Source organism: Cohnella sp. WQ 127256 (assembly GCF_024519285.1).
Taxonomy (GTDB): domain Bacteria; phylum Bacillota; class Bacilli; order Paenibacillales; family Paenibacillaceae; genus Cohnella.
On the sequence record NZ_JAMZCY010000004.1, the window covers coordinates 753,594 to 775,170 of the forward strand.

Consider the following 21,577-nt stretch of genomic DNA (forward strand, 5'->3'; position numbering starts at 1 on the left):
TGTAGTCCCGTATTTTCCTACGCTTCCCTCATTAACTCATCTTTTTTCGAAAGAAAGGGAAGAAGCAGCTTCTCGCAATAATCAATAATGTCACTCCGACGAACAATCCCGATAAACCGGTTCATGTCGTCCACTACAGGCACAAAGTTCTGTGTCTTAGCCAGTGAGATTAGATCTTCCATATTTGCATCAATACGTACAGCAAGATTATTCATTCTTAACGGAACATCACATAAGGATACACGATGCAGTTGATCGAAGCTTAATTCTGGATGAGCTTTCAGGTGCCATAGAAGATCGCCCTCTGTAACTGTAGACTTATATTCCCCCGTTTCGCTAATGACGGGTACCGCTGTATAACGATGACGCTCCATTCGTTCCAGTGTCTGACGCAATGTTGCATCTTCATTTACACATACAACTTCTTGTTTCGGTAATAGAAAAAAAGCGATATTCATGGTTTCCTCCTCCGTCCAAGCCGTGGCCGCAGTATTTTTATTATAACATGCGCGACTTGCGATTCACCATTGTTAGTGCCACATCTTGTCATTTTATGCAGCATTTTTTGGCGTTGCACTGGAATCTGTTGCTTGATTTGGATCCTGTGGAACCGTTAATTGCTCAATAGGTGTTTCGGGATTTAACCATGTTGAGATTGTCGCACGTACATGGTTTAAGTCATCTTCATCCGTTACAAAATACCACAAATTCTGCTTGCCCATCCGCTTGCCGTCACCCTTCAGCGTATAGCTCTGGATTTCATGACCGGTTTGCAGGAACTTCTTAGCTAGCTCATTCATTGATTCCGGCGGTAAATCCGTGCTGAAATTTTCTCCTGCAATGTCCAGAACTTCAGGAATTCTATTCCATTGTTTCAAGGATGACGCTCTATGCACGAGCTCCTCCAGGAATACGCGGTTGCGTTCAGTACGGGACATATCTCCACCCGCATCTTCACGATAACGCACATAGTTTAGTGCTTCAACACCAGTATAGCTATCCTTGTTTGCTTTTACAGTAAACTTCTCATGGTCCGCACCTTTGTTGACAATATCTTTACCAATCGGCAGATGAATGCCCCCAAGCGTATCTACGACTTGAACAAAGCCTTGAAAGTTAATAGAAGCATAATGATCAATCTGCGCATCAAGTAGCTTCTCTACACTATTCACGGCCATCTCTGCTCCACCGAATGCATATGCATGAGTAATTTTGTCCATCTTATCCTTACCCACAATATCCGCATACGTATCACGTGGGATTGAAACCATCAGCACATTCCCATCTTGAGGACGAACAACGGTATAGATCATCGTGTCCGAGCGACCTCTTTCTTGGGCTCGTGCATCTACTCCCATCAGCAGAATACTAAATGGGTTTTCGACTTTAGGCGCCTCCGTGGCCGTTGGACGGTCTGTTAACGGCTGATAAGAACCGGCAAAGCTAGCCTCGACTTTATCTGATAAGAATAGATCATAGCCCCAAGCTGTCAATGCATCCCGATTAGCATATCCGACTCCTGCCAATACAAGTAACGACATGCAAGTTGATATAAGTGCAATTTTAAGACGACGATATTTACGCATGATTTCTCTCTCCTTCTGTCTCTCCAATAAGTCTATTTTCTCTATCTCTATTAATCTCTCTTGCACCTTCTTAACTTCTAATTAAACGATTCACATTAAAAGATTGTTACATATTCACCTTAAACTTTCATTAAATTCATTAAATCAATTCCACTCTCTCCAAGATAAACCACAGCATTAAGCGATAATAATATTCGACTAAGGTCTAGTATTGAACTCACCTTGAGTCGATTTTATAATCGTTACGGCGGCGGTATAATTTAGAAATGTAATCCATACAGGGAGTTGAAGCAACATGCAGGAAGCTGTTTTGCAGCTACGAAACGTAACAAAGGTAATCGGTGGGCGTAAAATTGTCGACGATCTATCCTTTGATGTCCCCGCTGGGGAAGTATTTGGTTTTCTGGGTCCGAATGGTGCAGGAAAAACAACGACGATCCGTATGATCGTTGGATTAATATCGATGTCGAAGGGCGAGGTTTTTGTAAAAGGAATCTCTGTTCGCAAGCAATTCGAACAAGCGATGACCCATATCGGAGCGATTGTTGAAAATCCCGAAATGTATAAATTTCTAACGGGCTATCAGAATTTAGTTCATTTTGCCCGTCGGCATAGCGGTGTATCCAAGCAGCGTATCGATGAAGTGGTCAAGCTGTTAGGCCTACAGAACCGCATTCATGAGAAGGTGAAACGGTACTCTCTCGGGATGAGGCAACGACTTGGTGTCGCTCAGGCAATCTTGCATAAGCCTTCCGTTCTTATTCTGGATGAGCCAACCAATGGTCTTGATCCCGCAGGAATTCGTGAATTGCGCGACTACTTGAGCAAGCTTACTAAAGAAGATGGAATCGCCGTTATTGTCTCTTCTCACTTGTTATCAGAGATGGAATTGATGTGTGATCGTGTCGCTATTATTCAAGGAGGCAAGCTAATCAATGTTCGCTCCTTACAGGATGGCCATGATTCCATGCAGTCAAAAGTCGTGATCGACGTGAGTAACCTTCCTTCTGCCTATCAGCTTCTTACTGATTCCTTCAAGGATATTGAAGTATCTATTATTGGCAATCAGCTCGAGCTGAAGACGGATAAAGCCCGAATCCCTGACATCACTAGGGTGTTGGTTAAGGCAGACTTCGATATCTATGGGATATTTGCATCACAGCAATCATTAGAAGAGCAGTTCTTGGAAATGACCGGGGGTGAGATGGTTGTCTAGCCTTAAACATTTGATTCAGAATGAAAATATGAAAATATACCGTCGCCCCCGCACGTGGCTTATGATCGGATTCCTTGTGTTAGCCTTAGCTCTAATGAGTGGCTTAATGAAATGGGATGAGATCCGGTATGGAGACGATAATTGGAAGCAAAATATGACGCAACAAACCGAGCGTTTGCAGAAGGATCTTGTAGATAATAAGGATACCAACCCTGAATATACTAATTATTTGGTGGATGAGATCAAGCTAAACGAATATTACCTCGCAAATGACATCAACCCACATGAGCAGTCGCTATGGGATTACGTCAACAACTCGGCAATGCTCATTCTTCTGATCACGATATTAACCGTTATCGTTGCTGCAGATATGATCGCAGCAGAATTCTCATGGGGAACGATTAAGCTGTTGCTTGTCGGACCCGCATCGCGGACTAAAATTATGTTAAGCAAATATATCGCAACGATGGGTTTTGCATTGCTACTGCTTATAATCTCATTTGTTGTAGCCTTTATCGCAGGAGCAATACTTCAAGGCTTTAGCGGGGTAAGCGTACCGGAGTTATCGATTGGTGCAGACGGTTTGATCCATGAAAGCTCTAAATTTATAACCTCTCTTCAGAAGTACGGATATAGTATCGTTTCCCTTCTGATGTATGTAACTATGGCCTTTATGATCTCAGCAGCATTCCGTAGCTCTACGATGGCAATCGCCTTTTCACTATTGTTCATGCTTGTTGGTAATAGCCTGACGGCGATCTTTAGCTCCTATGAGTGGGTGAAGTACCTGTTGTTCGCCAACATTGACCTTACTCAATACCTAGATGGAGCAACGCCAATTCGACCTGATATGACTCTCGGCTTCTCGGTCATGATACTTGCAGCCTATTATCTTTTATTTCAACTGGTTTCATGGATCTTGTTTACTCGCCGTGACGTTGCGGCCTAATCACACAGAAACGCCTCCTAATTTTCCATTAGGAGGCGTTCTTACTTTCTATAGCTCGATTCCATTCTTTTTTCTACTTTCAAGCTCTCTAATAATGTTATTAAATCTATCCTTTGAAACATTGAGCTTCCATGCACATAGAATCGAGATGACGAAGCAAACGGCTGGAGCTACTGCCAATAAGATTCTTATTGCAGTCAGTGCTGTCTCAGGCTGTACAATAGCTTGTGCTGCACCAGCCGTCTCATCTGCTTTGACATAGCCATAAAACTCGATAATCAAGCTTACACCCGCTATGGATAGCCCCGTGGCAACCTTTTGCATGAGCTGTAAAATGCCGTTGAGTGCTCCTTCTCTTCGTATCCCGTTTTTGTGTTCATCGATATCAATGATATCTGGAATAATGGACATCGGAATGATCTGGCAAGCAGAAATGCCTATTCCCGCCAGTATACAAACAATCGTTGTATATAGAACATTTTTTTCTGGTAATAACAATACAAGAAGCATCACAAGTGATAAAAAAATAGAGCCAATAATATAAGCCAATCTCTTCCCGTACCGATTGCTCATCTGATTCCAGAAAGGTGCACACACGATCGCTGAGACCAGAGGTATCGCCATGAATAGAGTCGCATCGCCTTCCACCTTTAATACGTCACTAAGAAAGAAGATAAATAGAGCCATAATAATTCCTACGCCCACATTGTTGAAGAGGAATAGACCATACGTATTTCGGAATTCCTTTAGTTTAAGGAACGAATGAATCGTAGTAAAAAAGCCTTCATAATTCGTTCTTTCTCCATTTACTCTTTCTTTGGATACGATGCCCGTTAAGATCAGTAGAAGCATAATAATGATCCCAAATATAATTCCCACATATCCGAAAGCATCCGCTTTGCTGTAAGACTTAAACATAACATCAGTCATCAGGACAATGCCGGCTGCGGCTATGAGTGTCCCTACGAATGACAGCCCCACTCTATAGGTCGATAGTTCCGTACGTTCATCATAGTTTTGCGTCATTTGTGCCATCAGTGACCCATATGGAATCGCCACAATCGCCAAAACCGTGTTAAAAATCAGATAAGTAACCAAGAAATAAAAGAATCGGCCTATCTCTTCAAATGGAGGTGCGTACCAAATCGCGATGAAGCTTAAGCCCAGAGGAATCGCTCCATAAATAATATAAGGTCTACTTCTTCCAAGAGGATGTTTTGTATTATCGGATAAGCGGCCAACCACATAATCAAAAAAGGCGTCCCATACCCTTGCCACCAAAAAAATGATACCTGCCCAAGCTGGAGATATGCCGCCAATGTTTACAATAAACCAGAGCATATAAAAACTAATACTTCCGAACGCGATGTTAATTGCCAAGTCGCCAACGCCATATGCCACTTTTTCACTCGTAGGAATCACATACCCCGTTTTCATACAGGTCCCCCAAATCATTCATATATTCAGAGATTTTCTAAAGCGTGAGTGAATTCAGCTATCCCATTGGCAAAATTTCTGGCACCTTTTCACCTGCGTTATTCATACATCGTTTTAACCTTTCGGCTAATTCTGCTCTCATATTCATATAATATGGCTCTTTCACAAGGTTAGTCATCTCATGAGGATCACTTGCTAAATCATAGAGATAATCTTCTGTGTAGACATCGCTCGAGGACTCCCGTCGTCCATTTTTATCTAAAGCTCGAACCGCATATTTCCACCTCTTTGTCCTTATCGCCCTTCCGACTTGGGTTTCACTTATCTGTATAAAAACCTCTTCAGGCCATTCACTAGCTTCATCCTGTAAGAGCTTCTGTAGTGACTCCCCCCTCATGGAATTGCTCTCCATTTTGGCACAGGACAAAAGCGTGGGCGGAATATCCATTAGGCTTACTAATTCCTTAACAACCTTCCCCCCATAAAACCCCGGTCCATACGCAATCATCGGAATCCTTATGGAAGCATCGTGGCATGAACGCTTGTACTCGCTATTCCTTGTCTTGAAGTGACTGCCGTGATCACTGGTGTAGATGACAACAGTATTATCTTCAATTCCTTGCTCCTTCAAGGTATCCATCAATCGCCCCACATTGTAGTCAAGTCGGTTACAGCAACCGAGATAATCTGGATAGCACCTCTTCCAATTCCCTCTCTGTCCTACCAAGTCTCCAGGCGCTTCAAAGTTTCGGAACATCTGCTTGGAGCCTCGCGGACCTTCGTATCGAAACCTATCATTTTGATGGTGAGGCTCAATATGGGACAAGAACAAGAAAAATGGTTTATCATCCCTTCGGTTTCGAATGAAATCGAGGGCGAAATCCGTTATACAATCCGCTCGATAGCCCTTAAACTTTATCTTGTTATTATGCTCATCATGCACGTATCCGTTATATCCGTGAGAGGTAAATTCAAGAATTTCTGATGCTCTGTAGTAGCCATTATATCCACCTCTTCTTTCAAGTGGGATCGGCTTTTTGCTGTAGTTCTGTTTGCGACCTTGCGATGCAAGATGCCATTTCCCTACATAGGCCACTTCATATCCCGCTTCTATGAAGTAATGAGCAAGCGTCTTTTCATCTAGCGGTAGCGCTATATCATTTTTGTAGCATCCTGTCTCCGTTCCGTATTTGCCCGTTTGCACGCACGCTCTTGCTGGGGCGCATACGGGTTGGCAGGTAAAGGCATTCTCAAACCGAACGCCTAGCTCTGCTAGACGATCTAGATTTGGCGTAATGTTGAGCTTCTGACCATAACACCCCAAGGTATCCCATCGTTGCTGATCTGAGAAGAAAAAGACAACGTTCGGTTTTCTCTCCATACACACTCCCCTTTAATCAGAAGTCAGAGTCAACTCATGGGTAAGAATTTCTCTATCATTGCATCTGTGACTTTACATTCTCTGGCCAGTTCCCCATAGAATTGTCCGCTCCTTCTTATCGTCCGTTCCTGCGTCTCGTAATTGACCTCTATTAATCCGAATCTTCTCTGCAGCCCTTCATCCCATTCAAAGTTATCCATTAAAGACCAGTGATAATATCTTTCAACAGGTACTCCTTCTTCGACAAGCCTGGATATCACCTTGAGATGATCATAGATGAATGCTGCTCTTTGCTCATCCGTGGCATCGCAAATCCCATTCTCGGTAATGTAGATCGGCTTTGCGTAGATGTCCCAGTATTTACGGCAAATACGATACAAGCCCTCCGGGTATATTTCCCACCCCATATCGTTTATCTCGGAGCCCTTATTAACTTGTAGCTCTGCAAATAATCGAAGTGGGTTCCAAGAAAAAGCGACAATGTCTCTCGAATAATAGTTCACACCAAAGAAGTCGCAATAGATCCCCTTCCCATACGGATATCCACCGAATCCGATTGGGAACATAAATTTGCCGTTAATCATACCTTCCAAAAATAGAATATGAAAGCTGTGCTCCAGCAACTGTTGTGACAGCTTTGAGAGAAAGCTCACCTTCTGCACGTCGAATACCCGAATGTGTAGCGCAACGCCGACTTTTGTACCTGTATCAAATCCCATTTTCTCTCTTATATCGTGTATACGTTTATAAGCTTCAATATGGGATGCCGTCATATTTCTTAAGCCTTTGAAATAGTGAATAATAGATGGCTTTTCAGGTGGAAAAATAGCACTGCTATATGTACTTTCCAAATATACATTGGGCTCATTTATCGTAATCCATTCGGCAACAAGATCCCCTAGATAAGAGACCACTTTTTCCGCAAAGCATGTAAAACAGGCCACCGATTGTGGGTTCGTCCAGCCCCCCATATCCTCAAACCAAATCGGTTGTGAGAAGTGATGCAGCGTAACGAGCGGTTGGATATTATTATCCAGTAGCTTTTGAATTTCAGCACGGTAATGAATGAGCGGCTCTTCGAGATATTTACCCCGCTCCGGCTCTATACGGCTCCATTCGATGCTCATTCTATATACCTTATGATTTAATTGCTTCATTAACTCTATATCTTCTTCATATCGATTCCAGTGATCATCCGCAACGATGCAGTGAGTACCATCCTTTACTTTCCCCTGCTCACAGAACCTGTACCAATTGTTGGTTATGTCTCCACCCTCGATTTGCACGGATGCTGTCGCCGAACCAAGAAGTAATGAATGCGGAAGATTAAAGGCTTCAAAGCGGGTACTCTCTCTCTTAGGCATTAACATCCCTCCCCATATGAAGATCTATTACGCTTCCTTTACCTCAAGGCTGCTTAGTATAATATCGATCGCCTCTTCTAGTGCTTCAACATAGGTCATATTGTTGACCATGAGAAACTCATCATCAATGAGACTTCGATAAATACCCAAGATAATCTGCCTGATTAAGTTTACATTTACAGAGCGTATTACTTTTTGCTCGATCGCTATCTGTAATAAATCAAAAACGATTCCCCACTCACCGGAAAGATGGCCATCTATCTTTGTGAATAGCTTAGGATAATATTTTTTAATTTCATAAACCTTCTTATAATTGATGCCTATACTATTCTGAGGCATTAGACAAACAATCTTCTTTATCTTCTCGATAAGATCAAGCTCTTGATCATTAGCGATAGCACTATGCTTATCTTTAATATCTGCAAAAACCGAATCTATAATTTCAGCTATTAGCTCCTCTTTGGAAGAGATGTGCTCATACAAAGTACGTTTACTGATCCCCATCCTGTTCGCCAAATCATCCATCGTAAATCGAATTCCATTTTCATCAAACTCTTCTAATGTCGCAGTAAATATTTTGGTTTTAATACTAATGACTCCTTTCTAAAATCATAAAACTCATTTCTATTTTTTAGTTTTGTTAGTTAGAAGATATCCTTATTGTTATATGTTGTCAATATATTCCACACGAAAAGACTTGCCGTAATTGCCCTTTTATAGCGCACGCAAAAAGTCCCTCAAATCTACAGAAACTGTAGACTTAAGGGACTCTTAATTAATAGGCTTTATTCAAACCTATTCAGTTGTGTAAGGAAGCAATGCCATTTGGCGGGAGCGTTTGATCGCTACCGTCAACATACGTTGATACTTAGCTTTCGTACCAGTTACACGACGTGGCAAGATTTTGCCGCGCTCGCTGATGAACTTACGAAGCAAGTCCAACTCTTTGTAATCGACGTGTGTAATTTTATTTACAGTGAAGTAACAAACTTTCTTACGTTTGTTACGACCGCCACGGCGGAATTTACGAGGCTCGCGTTGCTCGCCACGGTCTCCACCACGATCTCCGCCGCCACCGCCGCCTGTACGGCTGTGCGCTGGGCGTTCTTCACGTGCTGCTGGTGCTGATTGTTGTTGTTCGCTCATTTGTTATCCGTCCTTTCCAGTTAAAATGGCAAATCATCGTCCGATATATCTATCGGTCGCCCGTCATCTGCGAAGGGATCACTACTGTTACCGCTACTGCGTGAGCCAGAGCTGCGGTTGCCGCCACTGTACCCGCCACCACTTGAGTTCGAGCTGCCAGCTGCACCTTCGTCTCTTCCTTGACTGCTACCCTCGCGGTTAGCTGATTCGAGGAATCGAACGTTGTCGGCAATGACCTCTGTCACATATACGCGTCGGCCTTCGTTGTTTTCGTAGTTGCGCACTTGAATGCGCCCTTCTACTGCGGCCAAACGGCCTTTACGAAGATAATTGGCACACGTCTCAGCTAATTGCCTCCAAGTTACAATCGGGATAAAATCCGCTTCGCGCTCTTCTTTACTTCCAGAGAACTGACGGTCTACCGCTAATGTAAATTGTGTAACAGCAACACCTGCTGGTGTGTAACGCAATTCGGGATCCTTGGTTAGGCGCCCTATGAGAATAACTCGATTCAACATCGCGGCTTCCCTCCACTAAACATGACATTAAGGCTTACGGCGGTTATCCGCCTGGTTCTGTGTGGCTTACGCGGTTTGTTCTCTGACAATGATATGACGGATAACTTCATCCGTAATCTTCAGAACGCGTTCCAACTCCGTCACTATTGTTGACGGCGCTGTAAAATGAACCAACACATACGTCCCATCGCGGTGTTTGTTGATTTCGTAAGCTAAACGACGTTTACCCATAATGTCGTGCTTCACGATCTCTCCGCCGTTCACGATGATGCCCTGGAATTTTTCCACGACAGCTTGAACGGTTTCTTGTTCCACGTCCGGACGGATGATGTACATCAACTCATAGTTGCGCATCTTCCGTTCACCTCCTTAAGGTCTTTGGCCCCCCACTTGGTATACCGATGTTTCTACCCACGCCATCCTAAGAGGGCAATAGAGCTTGTCATGCGGCTGGGAAGCAAGGAGCATGCTTTTATTTGCATGCCTGAATACTTTATCACAATCGCCCGAATATCGCAAGGAATTTCGCGTCACACTATCTTCAAGGACAGGGGGTGATGACAATGGGTGAACAAACACAGTTCGAGCCTGGTCAACGTGCACCAAATGATGGTGAGTATATGGAGGTTGGAGAGGATTCTTTCCACATGGGGATCAACAATCCCCAGCACGTAGAGCTTCAGAAAGGACAACCTTTCCCTGATACAACGAATCACAATCGCAAGTGGAAAAAGGTCAAACGACAGCATTAGATTTTTTATTTCATGAGGGTATATTACGTGAGCAATTGAGCCATTCTATATCTGGCGACGAAATAAGAGAGGTGTGGTTCCCTTGAACGACTGGGTGCAACAACCGCAAGAGTTGGCGTTCCATCGGAGTAGGTAAACGGAAGCGAGGCGTTGTGCTAAAGACACACATCTGCATCTGTAACACGAAGTGTTAGAGAATCCGGTCAACCGAAGCGCTGAGTTAAATCAGCAACGTTATGGTTACGAATCTCAAATTGCAACTCATTAAACGTCGCCCGAAGAACCCTGCAAAGGGTTCTTCGTTGTTTAAAATGTATCTGTTTGGAGACATCACAATCCTGATGGGCTCTGGCAACACTTAACAGCGTGACTTGATCTGCTAGTTTGGGTAACTGCGGTTTGGTTTTGTCTAGTTTCCATGCCACCTTACCTCCCCCTCCTCTCACCCGACTCTAGTCACTGGGAATCCCCCCACCTAACTGTGTGACACCGCATAGATACCTTACAAGAATAATTAAAGAGGAAAAATATGATAATTTTAGGGGATTTAGTACTTTAGCGTCGAATTACTATAAATTATAACGAATAGAAATATACCGGAGGCCATAACATGGAGCAGCAAGCAATGCATGGAGAAGAACTTCCATATCATCAGCAATATGTTGTACAGCAGACATCTTTGCTTCAGCGAATAGCATTAATTGCCTCATTAACCCTAGCCTTTCTCGCTATATGTGGGTTGGTGCTTCTAAATCAAAATGCGATAGAAACAAGAGCGGACTACAATGATCAACAAAAATTGATTGAAGAACAAAGAAAAGAAATTGCAAGCTTGACTAGAAGTACGAAAGCTTTAGAGAAAAACGCTGCACTAATTGCTGGCATCGATAATAAGACGATGTCTTTAGCATCAGCATTGTTCTTGCTTTACGTGCAACACGACGTTGAGGGCGGAGTCGTAACAGACGATTTCACCGTTGAAAAGCTACGCTTGAATGTTACAAATAACAATATACTCTCCATAACAATTGACGTAGAAAACCAACCGCAAATGGCCGTCAATTATAAAGGAAGTGGCGGATATGACTTAGCAGACCGTGAATTACGTGCGAAGAGTAAGGAGATTATCGCTGCGGTGAAAAATCGTTATAATCCAGCAGACGATTCCTTGCCACGATGGGACGATAGTAATGTATATCTCACTGTGAAAAACTACGCGATCGGGGACACAACATCGGGTGAATTTATGTTAGTAGGTGAGAAGTAACCCACCTCTTATCCCCATTAATCATGAAAAAACCTCCTACGCAATATTAAACGTAGGAGGTTCAGGAATCAGTTAGGCGTTAACTAATCAGCTAGCGCTCTAATATATGTAATTCGATATGATACCGTGTAGCTTTCTCACCACATAACGTGCTGGATAAGTTGATACAGCGGACTTTTGCGAGTAATGGCGGAGAGGGTGGGATTCGAACCCACGCACGCCTTGCGACGCCTAGATGATTTCGAGTCAACCCCCTTGGGCCACTTGGGTACCTCTCCGCAGTAATAAAAATAATACCACATTTAGGTCACTCGCGCAACTAAATTACATCCCCATTATCGATACTTAATCGTCTACTCACTATCCGGTAATTTTCCTGCCTCCGCCGATCTTAACACCTTCTTCAGGCTCTTCTCAAACTTTGCCCGAGGCAGTAGTATGCTGTGCTTGCATTTCACACACTTGATTCGAATGTCCATTCCCATACGGATGATCTCCATCTCATTAGCCCCACAAGGATGCTGCTTTTTCATGAGAACAACATCCCCGAGCTCAAATGTTTTCCGTTCCATTACAATCCCCCCTGTTCGTACATGCAATGGTCCGCTCGCTTCATCTTATACCGTAGTGTCTGTTCTTGTCATTTCGAAAGCTTTCTTCACTTCCGTGTTGATAAGACGCGTTACTTCTCCTGTTGTGTTAGGCTTGCAACGTGCCGTTATTCTTATCGTCATTTGATTTACTGCCAAGGTCTGTATACCTAGCACTTCCGGAGTAGCCGTAACATTCGGGTCACTAATCTGATTGAGTACACTCCGAATTAATGCCATCATCTCTTCAATTGTATTATCATAAGCAGCCGTAATATCAATGACCGCTAATAGTGGATTTACAGAAAAGTTAGTCACTTCATTGATGGATCCGTTAGGAATGATGTGGACCTCGCCCGTCCAGTTTCTAATTCTAGTCGCTCGTAATCCGATCAGCTCCACCGTTCCTTTGAAATCCCTCGTCTGAATGACATCGCCAACGGAGAACTGATCCTCAAGGACAATAAAGAATCCGGTAATAATGTCCTTAACCAAGCTCTGAGCACCGAATCCAATCGCTAGACCTATCACTCCTGCTCCTGCGAGTAATGGGGCAAGCTCAATGTTGAACTCTCCTAAAATTAATAAGATGGCGATGAAGTTTAGGATATAGGAAGCGGTGTTTTTCAGCAAGCGTCCCATCGTTTTTACGCGTTTAGTTCGTAGCTTCAATTGCCTCGACCTTTTATCATTCATTACATGATCGATAAATCTGTTTATTACGATGAGCACCAAACGGGTTACAACTATGATCAGAATAATCCGGATAAGAACTGTGGCTGCCGAAGTCCACATCTCTGTATCTTGGATCAGATTCCAGACCTCGTCCCAAAAATTTCTCCAGATGTTCCCTTTGGGTATGCTCTCTTCTACCATAACTACGGCACTCATAAAACTTCAGTCTCCTTTATCTCATTGAATCTGTTCATAGCCATCGGACGTCTTCTCAAATAGTCCACGGATTTCAACATTCTCTGAGAGGATGATCTGCTTAACCTGTACCAATTCGGAGCTTGGAAATGCAACTGATAAAGCGCAACCTGCCGTTATTTCTTTTGGCGTAGGACATATATCAATCTCAATATCCGCATATTCCAGCAGCATCTCTGCACGTAAAGCCTGTTGCGTGGAATCGAATGCAATTAAGAGAGTTTCCATATTGTATTCCTCCTGCTAATACAGTGTAAACATACAACATTCTGAATCATCTATAAATCTTAACCTTTCTTTCTGCCCAAGTATAAAAGAGACCTTCTATCCATATACTAGTAACATATTAGGGTAGGAGGCGAATCGGGCGAATGAACGGCGCGTGGGAGAAACGTTCGGGCTCCGCACCAGAATCAGCGGCGCTCTCTTTAAAAATTCCTTTTAACGAACCAACCGTCTTAAACCGATTATCTCAGAAGCTTGAGTATTACCTTGAAGCTCTGCCCCAAGATCGCCGGATTGTTATCGTCTGTGTAGGCACGGACCGCTCCACTGGTGATTCGTTGGGACCTTTAGTCGGAACAGCCTTAGCACGTGAGTACAGCTCGCTATTTGACTTGTATGGGACGTTAGAAGAGCCCGTACATGCCATGAACTTAGGAGACACATTACTTAAGATCATGAGAACCTCGCGGCAGCCCTTCGTCATCGCAGTAGATGCCTGCCTTGGACAAGTATCCAGTGTAGGATGTATCCAGGTCTGTTCAGGTCCAGTACGTCCTGGAGCCGGAGTCAACAAGGAATTACCCCCCGTTGGTGATATCCATATGACAGGCATTGTGAACGTTGGTGGCTTCATGGAATACTTTGTCCTGCAGAACACGCGATTAAACCTAGTTGTTAAGATGTCTGAAATTATTGCTCAAAGCCTCTTAAATGCTGTACATAAAACACGATTTAATGCTTCTATTCCTTTTGCATTGCCTGATTGATAGCTATTTTCTCTTCTGGTGTTAACATGTAGGCGGATTGGCCTTTATCAATGGGTTTCGCGTAAAGGAACGTCTGTTCTCTTCCGTGTATCCCTGTAATGACGACTCCATCTTGTTCCTCATTTACGAATGCGATTGAAAAGCTTAGATCGCTGCCCGACTCGGAAAATGCATTAAACCGATGAACGCTTACTCGTCCCTTCAGGGTCGATAGGCGTTTTTCATGTTGATTCATTTTATCACTCTGATGCACTTGTGTATGTTCCACGGAGGAGAGCTTCGCATGAACGGTATTCAGAATTTCCTCTATATTATGTACTCCTGTATCACCCATTATCTTGTTATGTGCTGCTTTTAGCTTTCGTAGCTTACTTGTAACAACAATTAACCATATGAACATGACCAAGAGAAGTATGCCTACTCCTCCAGCGATTATGAGTACAATTTGCTCATCCCAACCATCCATGTTTCCTGCTGCCCCCATTGTCTCTTGTTGAACACTTATCTTCCGCCTCGGAGCGTCCGAGTAATTTCCTTCACTGCCTCAACCATTGATACGATATCCGATTTCTCTGTAAAATATCCCGGGCTTGCTCGAACGGCACCTGTCTCGATAGACCCCGCTGTTTCATGACCTAAGGGCGTACAATGAAATCCCGCTCTCACAGCTATTCCATATTGTTGATCCAATAGGAATGCCATTTCTGAAGGATCTACCCCCTCTAGTAGAAAGGATACAATCGCTGATCTCTCCACCCCGACATCTGGACCAAAAAGAGTTATCCCCTCTATGCTTTGCAACCCCTCCATCAATTCGAAGGTCATCTGTTGTTCTTTAGCATGTATAGCTTCTGGTGTCTCTTTCAAAATAAAGCTAACGCCTTCTGCTAATCCAGCTATCCCAACTGTATTCGGTGTGCCGGCCTCATAACGATCCGGACGCACCAATGGCTGTTCAGGAGCTTCAGATTTACTCCCTGTCCCACCCTGCATCAGGGGCTCTAATTCGAGGTTAGGATTAATATATAAGCCACCCGTCCCTTGCGGCCCCATTAAGCCTTTATGACCTGGGAAGGCCAAGAGATCAACCCCCATGCCCCCGACATCAATAGGAAGCACTCCAGCGCTCTGTGCAGCATCAACCAGAAGGGATACTTTCCTCCGACGTGCAATTTCTCCTATTTCTCGAATAGGAATGATGGTCCCAAGAAGGTTAGAGCTATGTGTAACTGCAATTAGTTTAGTCCGCGCTGTAATTGCGGCTTCTACTTCTTGAACATTAAGATTTCCTTTAATATCCGCAGAAACATAAGTAACTTCAATCCCTAGCATACGCTTTAGAGTTTCCAATGGACGCCTGATCGAATTATGCTCTATAGTCGTCGAGATAACATGGTCCCCTTGCTTAAGCAAGCCGTGGATCGCAAGATTTAAAGCATGCGTCGTATTTAGCGTAAAGGCGATATCATTAGGGTTACTCACCCTAAACAATTTCCCTAATCGCTTACGCGCCTCAAACAATACCCTACTCGCTCTGACAGCCATCGCATGGCTTCCACGCCCTGGATTAGCTGCGCTTTCCCTCATGTTCCTTTCCATCGCTTCAATAACCGCTGGAGGCTTCGGCCAGCTTGTCGCAGCATTGTCCAAATAAATGATTGTTTTATTGTCCTGCATTCATTTTCACCGCCTTAACGCAACAATAGCATACCTAAGTTTAATCCTTCCTTAGGAAGATTTCAACTTAGGTATGCTACCATTTTAGGTGTCGTTCTCAGGTTTATTCGAGACACTAACAAACAGGATTTTAAACCCATGTTGCTAGTGTTACGCCATTGTCTTCAGTAGTTCTAATAGTCGCTCCAGATCGCTCTTCCCGAAATAAGATAACTCTATTCTACCTTTATCTTTATTCGCTTTAATCCGAACTGTCGTTTGGAACTTTTCACGTAAAGTCTCTTCGATCTCCTCGATGAACGGATCGCGTTTTTTGGCCTTTGTTTTTGCTTTCGCATTAACACTCACATTAGTTTCTAGTTTTTGGACCGCTTCCTCTAACTCACGAACGCTCCACTCACTAGTAACCGCTTGTTTTGCCAATTGACGTTTAATCGAATCATCTTTTATTCCTGCTAATGCACGGGCATGTCCCATCGACAATGTTCCACGTGAAACATAATCTTTTATCTCATCTGACAAGGACAGTAGTCTCAAGAAGTTCGCAATATGTGAACGCGACTTTCCAACCTTAAGCGATAACTCTTCTTGTGTCAGTTTGAACTGATTCATAATCGCTTGATAGGCAACCGCGACCTCAATCGAGTTCAGATCTTCACGCTGCACATTCTCGATTAACGCAATTTCCATCACTTGTTGATCATTATAAGCCCTTACGACTGCCGGGATTGTTGCATTTCCTAGCAATTGGGAAGCCCTGAACCGTCTTTCCCCTGCAATAATCTCGTATCCTCTTAAAGCTTGACGGACAACAATGGGTTGAATAACTCCGTGCTCGCGTATCGATTCAGCCAATTCCTTAATTGCTTCTTCTTGAAAGGTTTTACGTGGCTGATACGGATTCGCGCGAAGCTGTGTTAATGGAATTTCAACAATTTTGTCATCCTCTTTAATCGAAAGAGAGGTAATTAATGCATCTAACCCTTTACCTAGCCGCTTGCTCATACGAAATCACTTCCTTCGCCAACTCGAGATACACTTCTGCACCTTTGGACTTCGGATCATACGTTATAATGGACTGTCCATGAGAAGGAGCTTCACTTAACCGCACATTACGCGGGATAACCGTCTGATATACCTTTTGTTGAAAATATTTCTTAACCTCTTCAATAACCTGAATGCCTAGGTTTGTTCTCGCATCGAACATCGTCAGCAACACGCCTTCAATCTGCAATGTTGTATTCAGATGTTTCTGAACAAGTCGAATTGAGTTCAGGAGTTGGCTCAAACCCTCTAGCGCATAATATTCGCATTGAATAGGGATCAACACAGAATCAGCTGCAGTTAAAGAGTTGATCGTAAGAATACCTAGAGAAGGAGGGCAATCGATCAATACGTAATCAAAATCATTACGAACGAGTGCTAGTGCCTTCTTCAGTCGTATTTCACGGGACATCGTAGGAACTAATTCAATCTCCGCTCCAGCCAATTGAATCGTTGCGGGTATGATTTTAAGATTAGGAATAGCCGTGTCAGACACAGCTTCTTTAGGATGCACCTCATTAATAAGGACATCATATATGCAATAGTTTACATCGGCTTTATTAATACCGATTCCACTTGTCGTATTACCCTGCGGATCGATATCGACGATTAACACTCTCTTACCGAGCGATGCAAGGCAAGCACCTAAGTTAACTGACGTCGTAGTCTTGCCTACTCCGCCCTTTTGATTAGCAATCGCAATAATTTTAGACAACCAAATTCACCTCAATATTCATCGCATAAGTAAGCCAGCTTCGCACCACCCCTTAGGACAGCGACACATGTAACTATCGAGCTTTTAGATGGGCAAGCCACTATAAGCCCAATAATAAGCTATAAAGAAGAAACAAAAAGCGGTCCTATGTTGAACGCTCACCACTCATCCGCTCAATGGCAAGCGCATCTTCATCAAACATAGGTATCCGCAATATACTAACGTTTAGGAATTCTAATAATAATCTCGTAATGATCTTCGCAATCTTTTTCACTCGACTTGATCGGTATACCCGATCCCGTAACCATATCCACCGATTGACGAATCGTATTTAAGGCTAAGCGTACATCCTTCGTAAAAGAGACCCGCTTTGATTTCTTCGGCTTAGTAGCTTCCAAGTAAAACGCGATCCTAATCTCCGTTTGCTTAACATTAAGATCCTTCTCAATGATCTCACTAAGCATTTTGTTCTGAGCGTCTTCATTAGGAAGAGACAGCAAAGCTCTGCCGTGCCGTTCAGTAATCTTTCGTTCAAGTAAAGCTTGCCGCACGGTTTCACCCAATTGTAATAAACGAATCTTATTAGCAATTGTAGATTGGCTCTTACCCAACCTCTGTGCCAAGCTTTCTTGCGTCAACTGGTGCAAATCGATTAAATTTTGATACGCGATGGCTTCTTCTAGTGCAGTTAACCCTTCGCGTTGCAAATTTTCGATAAGAGCCACGGATGCAGCCTGTGAATCATTAATTTCCCTAATGATCCCTGGGATATAATCCATCCCAAGCTTCGTAACCGCACGCCAACGACGTTCACCTGCAATGATTTCAAACTTACCATTACGCACCCTGACTACAATTGGCTGAATAATACCGTGGGTTTTAATGGTTTGGCACAATTCATCAATTCGATCATCATCAAATACGGACCTAGGCTGATATGGACTAGGCACGATTTCATGAATAGGTAACTGTTTAACTTCTTCTTGATTGCTTCGCTCAGATAAGCCGAGCAGTCTTGAGAATTGCTCTTTCATTTCTCTCGGATCACCACATTAAGTAAGATAGGCGGATAATTTATGTGTCCATAGCGACGAAAAAGCGCCGCTAATTCTCGCCAGAAGGCGCATATGCGGCACACTAATCTGTTAATCTATTATATTCGCTATCCCTGCCCTATTCTCCTGCCTAAAATAAAACTTTAACAATAAGCAAATAGAGTTAGGTTACAGCTTGAATGCTCCGATAATACCAAGGTTATCACTATTGTTTAAGACTATCAAACGCCAAAATGTTCCACGTGAAACATTGCGTCTAGCGAGTGCAATGTTTCACGTGGAACATTTTGTTTGGGCATCATTCATTATTTTATGGTGTTGGCTTTTTCCGGCTTCAAAAGCGGTGTTTTCAGCGGGATTCCCGACTTCCGTGGGTAAGTCGATGGAGTTGGTCCCTTTTTAGAACAAATGATCAAATGACGATCTGCGCCCTCCGTTGGGAGCATTAACTGTTTTACATCTAGGATCTTAGCGTTAAGCTTCGTCAAGCTGTATCGAGCTTCATCCAACTCAGTTGAAATATCCGTACCCTTCATTGCGATAAATACTCCGCCTGGACGTACAAAGGGTAGGCAAAGCTCATTTAGTGCTGCAAGTCGAGCAACAGCCCGAGCAGTTACAACATCATACTGATCTCTATGCTCCCTCTTTCTTGCCACATCTTCTGCGCGTCCATGCAAACAAGTAATATTGGTCATGCCTAGTTGCGAGGTAACTTCTTCTAGGAATCGTATTCTTTTCGCCAACGCATCAATAATCGTAATCTGCAGATGAGGAAAAACAATGGCGAGCGGAATTGAGGGAAAGCCTGCTCCCGATCCAATATCCGCTAAAGATTTGGTTGTATCGAATGGAACGACTTCGGCAAGGGTTAGAGAGTCAAAGAAATGTTTCTCATATACTGCATCTCTGTCCGTTATGCCCGTTAAATTCATTTTTTCATTCCATTCAACCAGTAAACAATAATAAGTCTCAAACTGAGCCAACTGTTGATTCGATAATTGAATCCCTAACTTCCCGACTTGTAGCGAAAATTGCTGTTGAATGATGTCCGTCATGAGCTGTGTGACGCCGCAGTTACTCGGTTATAATGCTCCAAATGGACGAGGAGAATTGATAGATCCGCTGGGTTAACTCCAGATATTCTTGACGCTTGACCAATAGATAGCGGTCGAATCTTGCTTAGTCGTTGTTTAGCTTCTGTAGCCAAACCATAAATGATGTCATAGTCGATGTTGTCGGGAATACGCTTTTTCTCCATTCTCTCCATACGATCAACTTGAATTTGCTGTTTTTCGATATATCCCGTGTATTTCACCTGGATTTCGACCTGTTCCTTCACATCCTCCGATAACGTAATTGGAGAAGGATTAAGGGTTTCCAAATGAGCATAAGTAAGCTCAGGTCGACGAAGTAAGGTTAGACCATCAACCGAATTATTTAGTAGCGACGATCCTGCTGCTTCAAGCATGGCTTGAACAGCTTCGTCAGGACGGAATCTTGTTTCTTTTAAGCGCTCGATTTCAGCTTCAACAAGATTTTTCTTCTCCACAAACTTTTCGTAACGCGCTTCAGAAATCAATCCGATCTCATGTCCAAGTGGTGTCATCCGTAAGTCTGCATTATCATGACGAAGCAGCAAGCGATATTCCGCACGCGAAGTGAGCAAGCGATAAGGCTCGTTAGTCCCTTTCGTTACCAAGTCATCAATCATGACGCCAATATATCCTCTGGAACGTTCGATAATAACAGGCTCTGCCCCTTGAACTTTACGTGCTGCATTAATCCCTGCAATTATCCCTTGCCCTGCTGCTTCTTCATATCCTGAGGTTCCATTAATCTGACCCGCAGTAAATAAATTCGTAACTAATTTTGTTTCTAACGAAGGCCATAATTGAGTCGGAACAACAGCATCATATTCAATGGCATAACCAGGACGCATCATCTCGACCTTTTCCAAGCCAGGGATAGATCTTAGAATATCAACTTGGACTTCTTCCGGCATGCTTGTGGATAGTCCTTGCACATAATACTCTTTCGTATTCCTGCCTTCTGGCTCTAAGAAAATTTGGTGCTTTGGTTTATCTGCGAAGCGAACGATTTTATCTTCAATAGATGGGCAATAGCGAGGACCTGTCCCCTCAATTAGACCAGAGAACATAGGAGCACGATACAAGTTATCGTTAATAATCTGATGTGACTTTTCAGAAGTATACGTTAACCAACAAGGGATTTGATCCTCCGAGTGAGCCATATATTCCGTTTCGTAGGAAAAATACTTCGGCTTATCATCCCCAGGCTGAATTTCAGTTTTGCTGAAATCAATGGAATCCTCATGCACTCGTGGTGGTGTACCCGTCTTCAAGCGAGCAAGCTGAAATCCGTTGCGTTTCAACGATTCCGATAGCTTAACCGCCGGTTGTTGATTGTTCGGACCACTCTCATACATCAACTCACCAAGGATTACTTTTCCGCGCAAATAGGTTCCCGTTGTTAGCACTACGGACTTAGCACCATATTCAGCACCCGTTTTGGTCACAACCCCCACGCAGACTCCGTCTTCAATAATTAAGTCCTCAACCAAACCTTGACGTAACGTCAATCTTTCTTGACCCTCAATCGTTTGTTTCATTGTATGCTGATATAAGAATTTATCCGCTTGCGCTCTAAGGGCATGGACAGCAGGGCCCTTCGCCGTGTTTAACATCCGCATCTGGATAAACGTTTTATCCGTGTTACGTCCCATTTCTCCGCCTAATGCATCAATTTCCCGCACAACATGTCCCTTAGCCGGTCCACCAATAGATGGATTGCAGTACATGAACGCAACCATATCCAAGTTAATGGTCAATAACAGCGTCTCACAACCCATCCGAGCAGCGGCTAATGCAGCTTCACAGCCTGCATGTCCTGCCCCTATTACAATGACGTCATACTCTCCTGCACGATAAGACATTT

At 43.5% G+C, this 21,577-nt stretch carries 24 protein-coding genes, 1 tRNA gene and 1 pseudogene; 5 read left to right on the forward strand and 21 right to left on the reverse strand.

Translation table 11 applies throughout. From position 1 onward, the window contains the following. Positions 1-17: 17 nt before the first annotated feature. On the reverse strand, positions 18-458 hold the full coding sequence (locus M1K58_RS14770; RefSeq protein WP_256759615.1) for a CBS domain-containing protein: 441 nt from the start codon (positions 456-458) through the stop codon (positions 18-20). A gap of 93 nt (positions 459-551) precedes the next feature. Then, entirely contained in the window at positions 552-1,586 is a 1,035-nt protein-coding gene (locus M1K58_RS14775; RefSeq protein WP_256759616.1) for an LCP family protein, read from the reverse strand. Positions 1,587-1,881: 295 nt separating this feature from the next. Between M1K58_RS14775 and M1K58_RS14780 the strand changes: the two genes are divergently transcribed. Both M1K58_RS14780 and M1K58_RS14785 read left to right on the forward strand, forming a co-directional pair. Then, entirely contained in the window at positions 1,882-2,802 is a 921-nt protein-coding gene (locus M1K58_RS14780) for an ABC transporter ATP-binding protein (RefSeq protein ID WP_256759617.1), read from the forward strand. Continuing rightward, the gene (locus M1K58_RS14785) at positions 2,795-3,751 is read left to right on the forward strand and encodes an ABC transporter permease (protein WP_256759618.1); all 957 of its coding nucleotides are present in this window, start codon (positions 2,795-2,797) and stop codon (positions 3,749-3,751) included. The genes M1K58_RS14780 and M1K58_RS14785 overlap by 8 nt, the downstream gene beginning before the upstream one ends. Positions 3,752-3,799: 48 nt before the next feature. On the opposite strand, the gene M1K58_RS14790 is transcribed toward M1K58_RS14785, so the two are convergent. From M1K58_RS14790 to rpsF, 7 genes and pseudogenes are all read right to left on the reverse strand, one after another. Further along, the gene (locus M1K58_RS14790; RefSeq protein WP_256759619.1) at positions 3,800-5,188 is read right to left on the reverse strand and encodes an MFS transporter; all 1,389 of its coding nucleotides are present in this window, start codon (positions 5,186-5,188) and stop codon (positions 3,800-3,802) included. 58 nt (positions 5,189-5,246) lie between these two features. Then, the gene (locus tag M1K58_RS14795; RefSeq protein ID WP_256759620.1) at positions 5,247-6,569 is read right to left on the reverse strand and encodes a sulfatase family protein; all 1,323 of its coding nucleotides are present in this window, start codon (positions 6,567-6,569) and stop codon (positions 5,247-5,249) included. A gap of 29 nt (positions 6,570-6,598) precedes the next feature. Next, entirely contained in the window at positions 6,599-7,933 is a 1,335-nt protein-coding gene (locus M1K58_RS14800; RefSeq protein ID WP_256759621.1) for a glycoside hydrolase family 1 protein, read from the reverse strand. Positions 7,934-7,960: 27 nt separating this feature from the next. Then, positions 7,961-8,527, reverse strand: a complete 567-nt coding sequence (locus tag M1K58_RS14805; protein ID WP_372339163.1) for a TetR/AcrR family transcriptional regulator — start codon at positions 8,525-8,527, stop codon at positions 7,961-7,963. A gap of 201 nt (positions 8,528-8,728) precedes the next feature. Further along, positions 8,729-8,962 (reverse strand): annotated as a pseudogene (rpsR, locus tag M1K58_RS14810) (30S ribosomal protein S18); the annotation flags it as partial. Between the two features lie 137 nt (positions 8,963-9,099). After that, positions 9,100-9,597 (reverse strand): single-stranded DNA-binding protein, encoded by a 498-nt coding sequence (gene ssb, locus M1K58_RS14815; RefSeq protein WP_256759622.1) that lies wholly within the window; start codon positions 9,595-9,597, stop codon positions 9,100-9,102. 66 nt (positions 9,598-9,663) lie between these two features. Then, positions 9,664-9,951 (reverse strand): 30S ribosomal protein S6, encoded by a 288-nt coding sequence (gene rpsF / locus M1K58_RS14820; protein WP_256759623.1) that lies wholly within the window; start codon positions 9,949-9,951, stop codon positions 9,664-9,666. A 209-nt stretch (positions 9,952-10,160) separates the two neighbouring features. Between rpsF and M1K58_RS14825 the strand changes: the two genes are divergently transcribed. After that, complete coding sequence (locus M1K58_RS14825) at positions 10,161-10,349, forward strand: YjzC family protein (protein WP_256759624.1); 189 nt, start codon at positions 10,161-10,163, stop codon at positions 10,347-10,349. 203 nt (positions 10,350-10,552) lie between these two features. On the opposite strand, the gene M1K58_RS14830 is transcribed toward M1K58_RS14825, so the two are convergent. After that, entirely contained in the window at positions 10,553-10,774 is a 222-nt protein-coding gene (locus M1K58_RS14830; protein ID WP_256759625.1) for a hypothetical protein, read from the reverse strand. Positions 10,775-10,959: 185 nt separating this feature from the next. On the opposite strand from M1K58_RS14830, the gene M1K58_RS14835 reads away from it, so the two are divergent. After that, complete coding sequence (locus tag M1K58_RS14835) at positions 10,960-11,616, forward strand: hypothetical protein (protein WP_256759626.1); 657 nt, start codon at positions 10,960-10,962, stop codon at positions 11,614-11,616. A 187-nt stretch (positions 11,617-11,803) separates the two neighbouring features. On the opposite strand, the gene M1K58_RS14840 is transcribed toward M1K58_RS14835, so the two are convergent. The 4 genes from M1K58_RS14840 to M1K58_RS14855 all read right to left on the reverse strand — a co-directional run bounded on the left by M1K58_RS14840 (position 11,804) and on the right by M1K58_RS14855 (position 13,364). Further along, positions 11,804-11,894, reverse strand: a tRNA-Ser gene (locus M1K58_RS14840). A 75-nt stretch (positions 11,895-11,969) separates the two neighbouring features. After that, positions 11,970-12,188, reverse strand: a complete 219-nt coding sequence (locus M1K58_RS14845) for a DUF951 domain-containing protein (protein WP_256759627.1) — start codon at positions 12,186-12,188, stop codon at positions 11,970-11,972. 45 nt (positions 12,189-12,233) lie between these two features. After that, a complete protein-coding gene (locus tag M1K58_RS14850) occupies positions 12,234-13,097 on the reverse strand; it encodes a mechanosensitive ion channel family protein (protein WP_256759628.1) in 864 nt (287 codons plus the stop codon). Positions 13,098-13,118: 21 nt separating this feature from the next. After that, a complete protein-coding gene (locus M1K58_RS14855; RefSeq protein WP_256759629.1) occupies positions 13,119-13,364 on the reverse strand; it encodes a putative Se/S carrier protein in 246 nt (81 codons plus the stop codon). A 143-nt stretch (positions 13,365-13,507) separates the two neighbouring features. On the opposite strand from M1K58_RS14855, the gene yyaC reads away from it, so the two are divergent. Next, on the forward strand, positions 13,508-14,128 hold the full coding sequence (yyaC, locus tag M1K58_RS14860; protein WP_256759630.1) for a spore protease YyaC: 621 nt from the start codon (positions 13,508-13,510) through the stop codon (positions 14,126-14,128). On the opposite strand, the gene M1K58_RS14865 is transcribed toward yyaC, so the two are convergent. The 7 genes from M1K58_RS14865 to mnmG form a co-directional block, all read right to left on the reverse strand. Beyond that, on the reverse strand, positions 14,103-14,594 hold the full coding sequence (locus tag M1K58_RS14865) for a DUF4446 family protein (RefSeq protein WP_256759631.1): 492 nt from the start codon (positions 14,592-14,594) through the stop codon (positions 14,103-14,105). The two genes, yyaC and M1K58_RS14865, sit on opposite strands and share 26 nt — an antisense overlap. A gap of 35 nt (positions 14,595-14,629) precedes the next feature. Continuing rightward, positions 14,630-15,805 (reverse strand): aminotransferase class V-fold PLP-dependent enzyme, encoded by a 1,176-nt coding sequence (locus tag M1K58_RS14870; RefSeq protein ID WP_256759632.1) that lies wholly within the window; start codon positions 15,803-15,805, stop codon positions 14,630-14,632. Between the two features lie 150 nt (positions 15,806-15,955). Continuing rightward, a complete protein-coding gene (locus tag M1K58_RS14875) occupies positions 15,956-16,810 on the reverse strand; it encodes a ParB/RepB/Spo0J family partition protein (RefSeq protein ID WP_256759633.1) in 855 nt (284 codons plus the stop codon). Further along, positions 16,791-17,564, reverse strand: coding sequence for a ParA family protein (locus M1K58_RS14880; protein ID WP_256759634.1), 774 nt, complete (start codon positions 17,562-17,564; stop codon positions 16,791-16,793). Before M1K58_RS14880 ends, M1K58_RS14875 begins: the two co-directional genes overlap by 20 nt. Positions 17,565-17,782: 218 nt before the next feature. After that, a complete protein-coding gene (noc, locus tag M1K58_RS14885; RefSeq protein ID WP_256759635.1) occupies positions 17,783-18,598 on the reverse strand; it encodes a nucleoid occlusion protein in 816 nt (271 codons plus the stop codon). 326 nt (positions 18,599-18,924) lie between these two features. Further along, positions 18,925-19,677 carry a 16S rRNA (guanine(527)-N(7))-methyltransferase RsmG gene (rsmG, locus tag M1K58_RS14890; RefSeq protein ID WP_256759636.1) on the reverse strand — a complete coding sequence of 251 codons (753 nt, stop codon included), beginning with the start codon at positions 19,675-19,677 and terminating at the stop codon, positions 18,925-18,927. Further along, a complete protein-coding gene (mnmG, locus tag M1K58_RS14895; RefSeq protein ID WP_256759637.1) occupies positions 19,674-21,575 on the reverse strand; it encodes a tRNA uridine-5-carboxymethylaminomethyl(34) synthesis enzyme MnmG in 1,902 nt (633 codons plus the stop codon). Before mnmG ends, rsmG begins: the two co-directional genes overlap by 4 nt. Positions 21,576-21,577: the final 2 nt, after the last annotated feature.

Excerpts from the sequence above, each read along its gene's own strand:
- M1K58_RS14865 (WP_256759631.1), bottom strand. The coding sequence starts at position 14,594 with ATGGATGGTTGGGATGAGCAAATTGTACTCATAATCGCTGGAGGAGTA.
- M1K58_RS14875 (WP_256759633.1), bottom strand. The coding sequence starts at position 16,810 with ATGAGCAAGCGGCTAGGTAAAGGGTTAGATGCATTAATTACCTCTCTT.
- M1K58_RS14845 (WP_256759627.1), bottom strand. The coding sequence starts at position 12,188 with ATGGAACGGAAAACATTTGAGCTCGGGGATGTTGTTCTCATGAAAAAG.
- ssb (WP_256759622.1), bottom strand. The coding sequence starts at position 9,597 with ATGTTGAATCGAGTTATTCTCATAGGGCGCCTAACCAAGGATCCCGAA.
- yyaC (WP_256759630.1), top strand. The coding sequence starts at position 13,508 with ATGAACGGCGCGTGGGAGAAACGTTCGGGCTCCGCACCAGAATCAGCG.
- M1K58_RS14835 (WP_256759626.1), top strand. The coding sequence starts at position 10,960 with ATGGAGCAGCAAGCAATGCATGGAGAAGAACTTCCATATCATCAGCAA.
- M1K58_RS14780 (WP_256759617.1), top strand. The coding sequence starts at position 1,882 with ATGCAGGAAGCTGTTTTGCAGCTACGAAACGTAACAAAGGTAATCGGT.
- rsmG (WP_256759636.1), bottom strand. The coding sequence starts at position 19,677 with ATGACGGACATCATTCAACAGCAATTTTCGCTACAAGTCGGGAAGTTA.
- M1K58_RS14825 (WP_256759624.1), top strand. The coding sequence starts at position 10,161 with ATGGGTGAACAAACACAGTTCGAGCCTGGTCAACGTGCACCAAATGAT.
- mnmG (WP_256759637.1), bottom strand. The coding sequence starts at position 21,575 with ATGTCTTATCGTGCAGGAGAGTATGACGTCATTGTAATAGGGGCAGGA.
- rpsF (WP_256759623.1), bottom strand. The coding sequence starts at position 9,951 with ATGCGCAACTATGAGTTGATGTACATCATCCGTCCGGACGTGGAACAA.
- M1K58_RS14870 (WP_256759632.1), bottom strand. The coding sequence starts at position 15,805 with ATGCAGGACAATAAAACAATCATTTATTTGGACAATGCTGCGACAAGC.
- M1K58_RS14770 (WP_256759615.1), bottom strand. The coding sequence starts at position 458 with ATGAATATCGCTTTTTTTCTATTACCGAAACAAGAAGTTGTATGTGTA.
- M1K58_RS14855 (WP_256759629.1), bottom strand. The coding sequence starts at position 13,364 with ATGGAAACTCTCTTAATTGCATTCGATTCCACGCAACAGGCTTTACGT.
- M1K58_RS14850 (WP_256759628.1), bottom strand. The coding sequence starts at position 13,097 with ATGAGTGCCGTAGTTATGGTAGAAGAGAGCATACCCAAAGGGAACATC.
- M1K58_RS14800 (WP_256759621.1), bottom strand. The coding sequence starts at position 7,933 with ATGCCTAAGAGAGAGAGTACCCGCTTTGAAGCCTTTAATCTTCCGCAT.
- M1K58_RS14790 (WP_256759619.1), bottom strand. The coding sequence starts at position 5,188 with ATGAAAACGGGGTATGTGATTCCTACGAGTGAAAAAGTGGCATATGGC.
- M1K58_RS14775 (WP_256759616.1), bottom strand. The coding sequence starts at position 1,586 with ATGCGTAAATATCGTCGTCTTAAAATTGCACTTATATCAACTTGCATG.
- M1K58_RS14795 (WP_256759620.1), bottom strand. The coding sequence starts at position 6,569 with ATGGAGAGAAAACCGAACGTTGTCTTTTTCTTCTCAGATCAGCAACGA.
- noc (WP_256759635.1), bottom strand. The coding sequence starts at position 18,598 with ATGAAAGAGCAATTCTCAAGACTGCTCGGCTTATCTGAGCGAAGCAAT.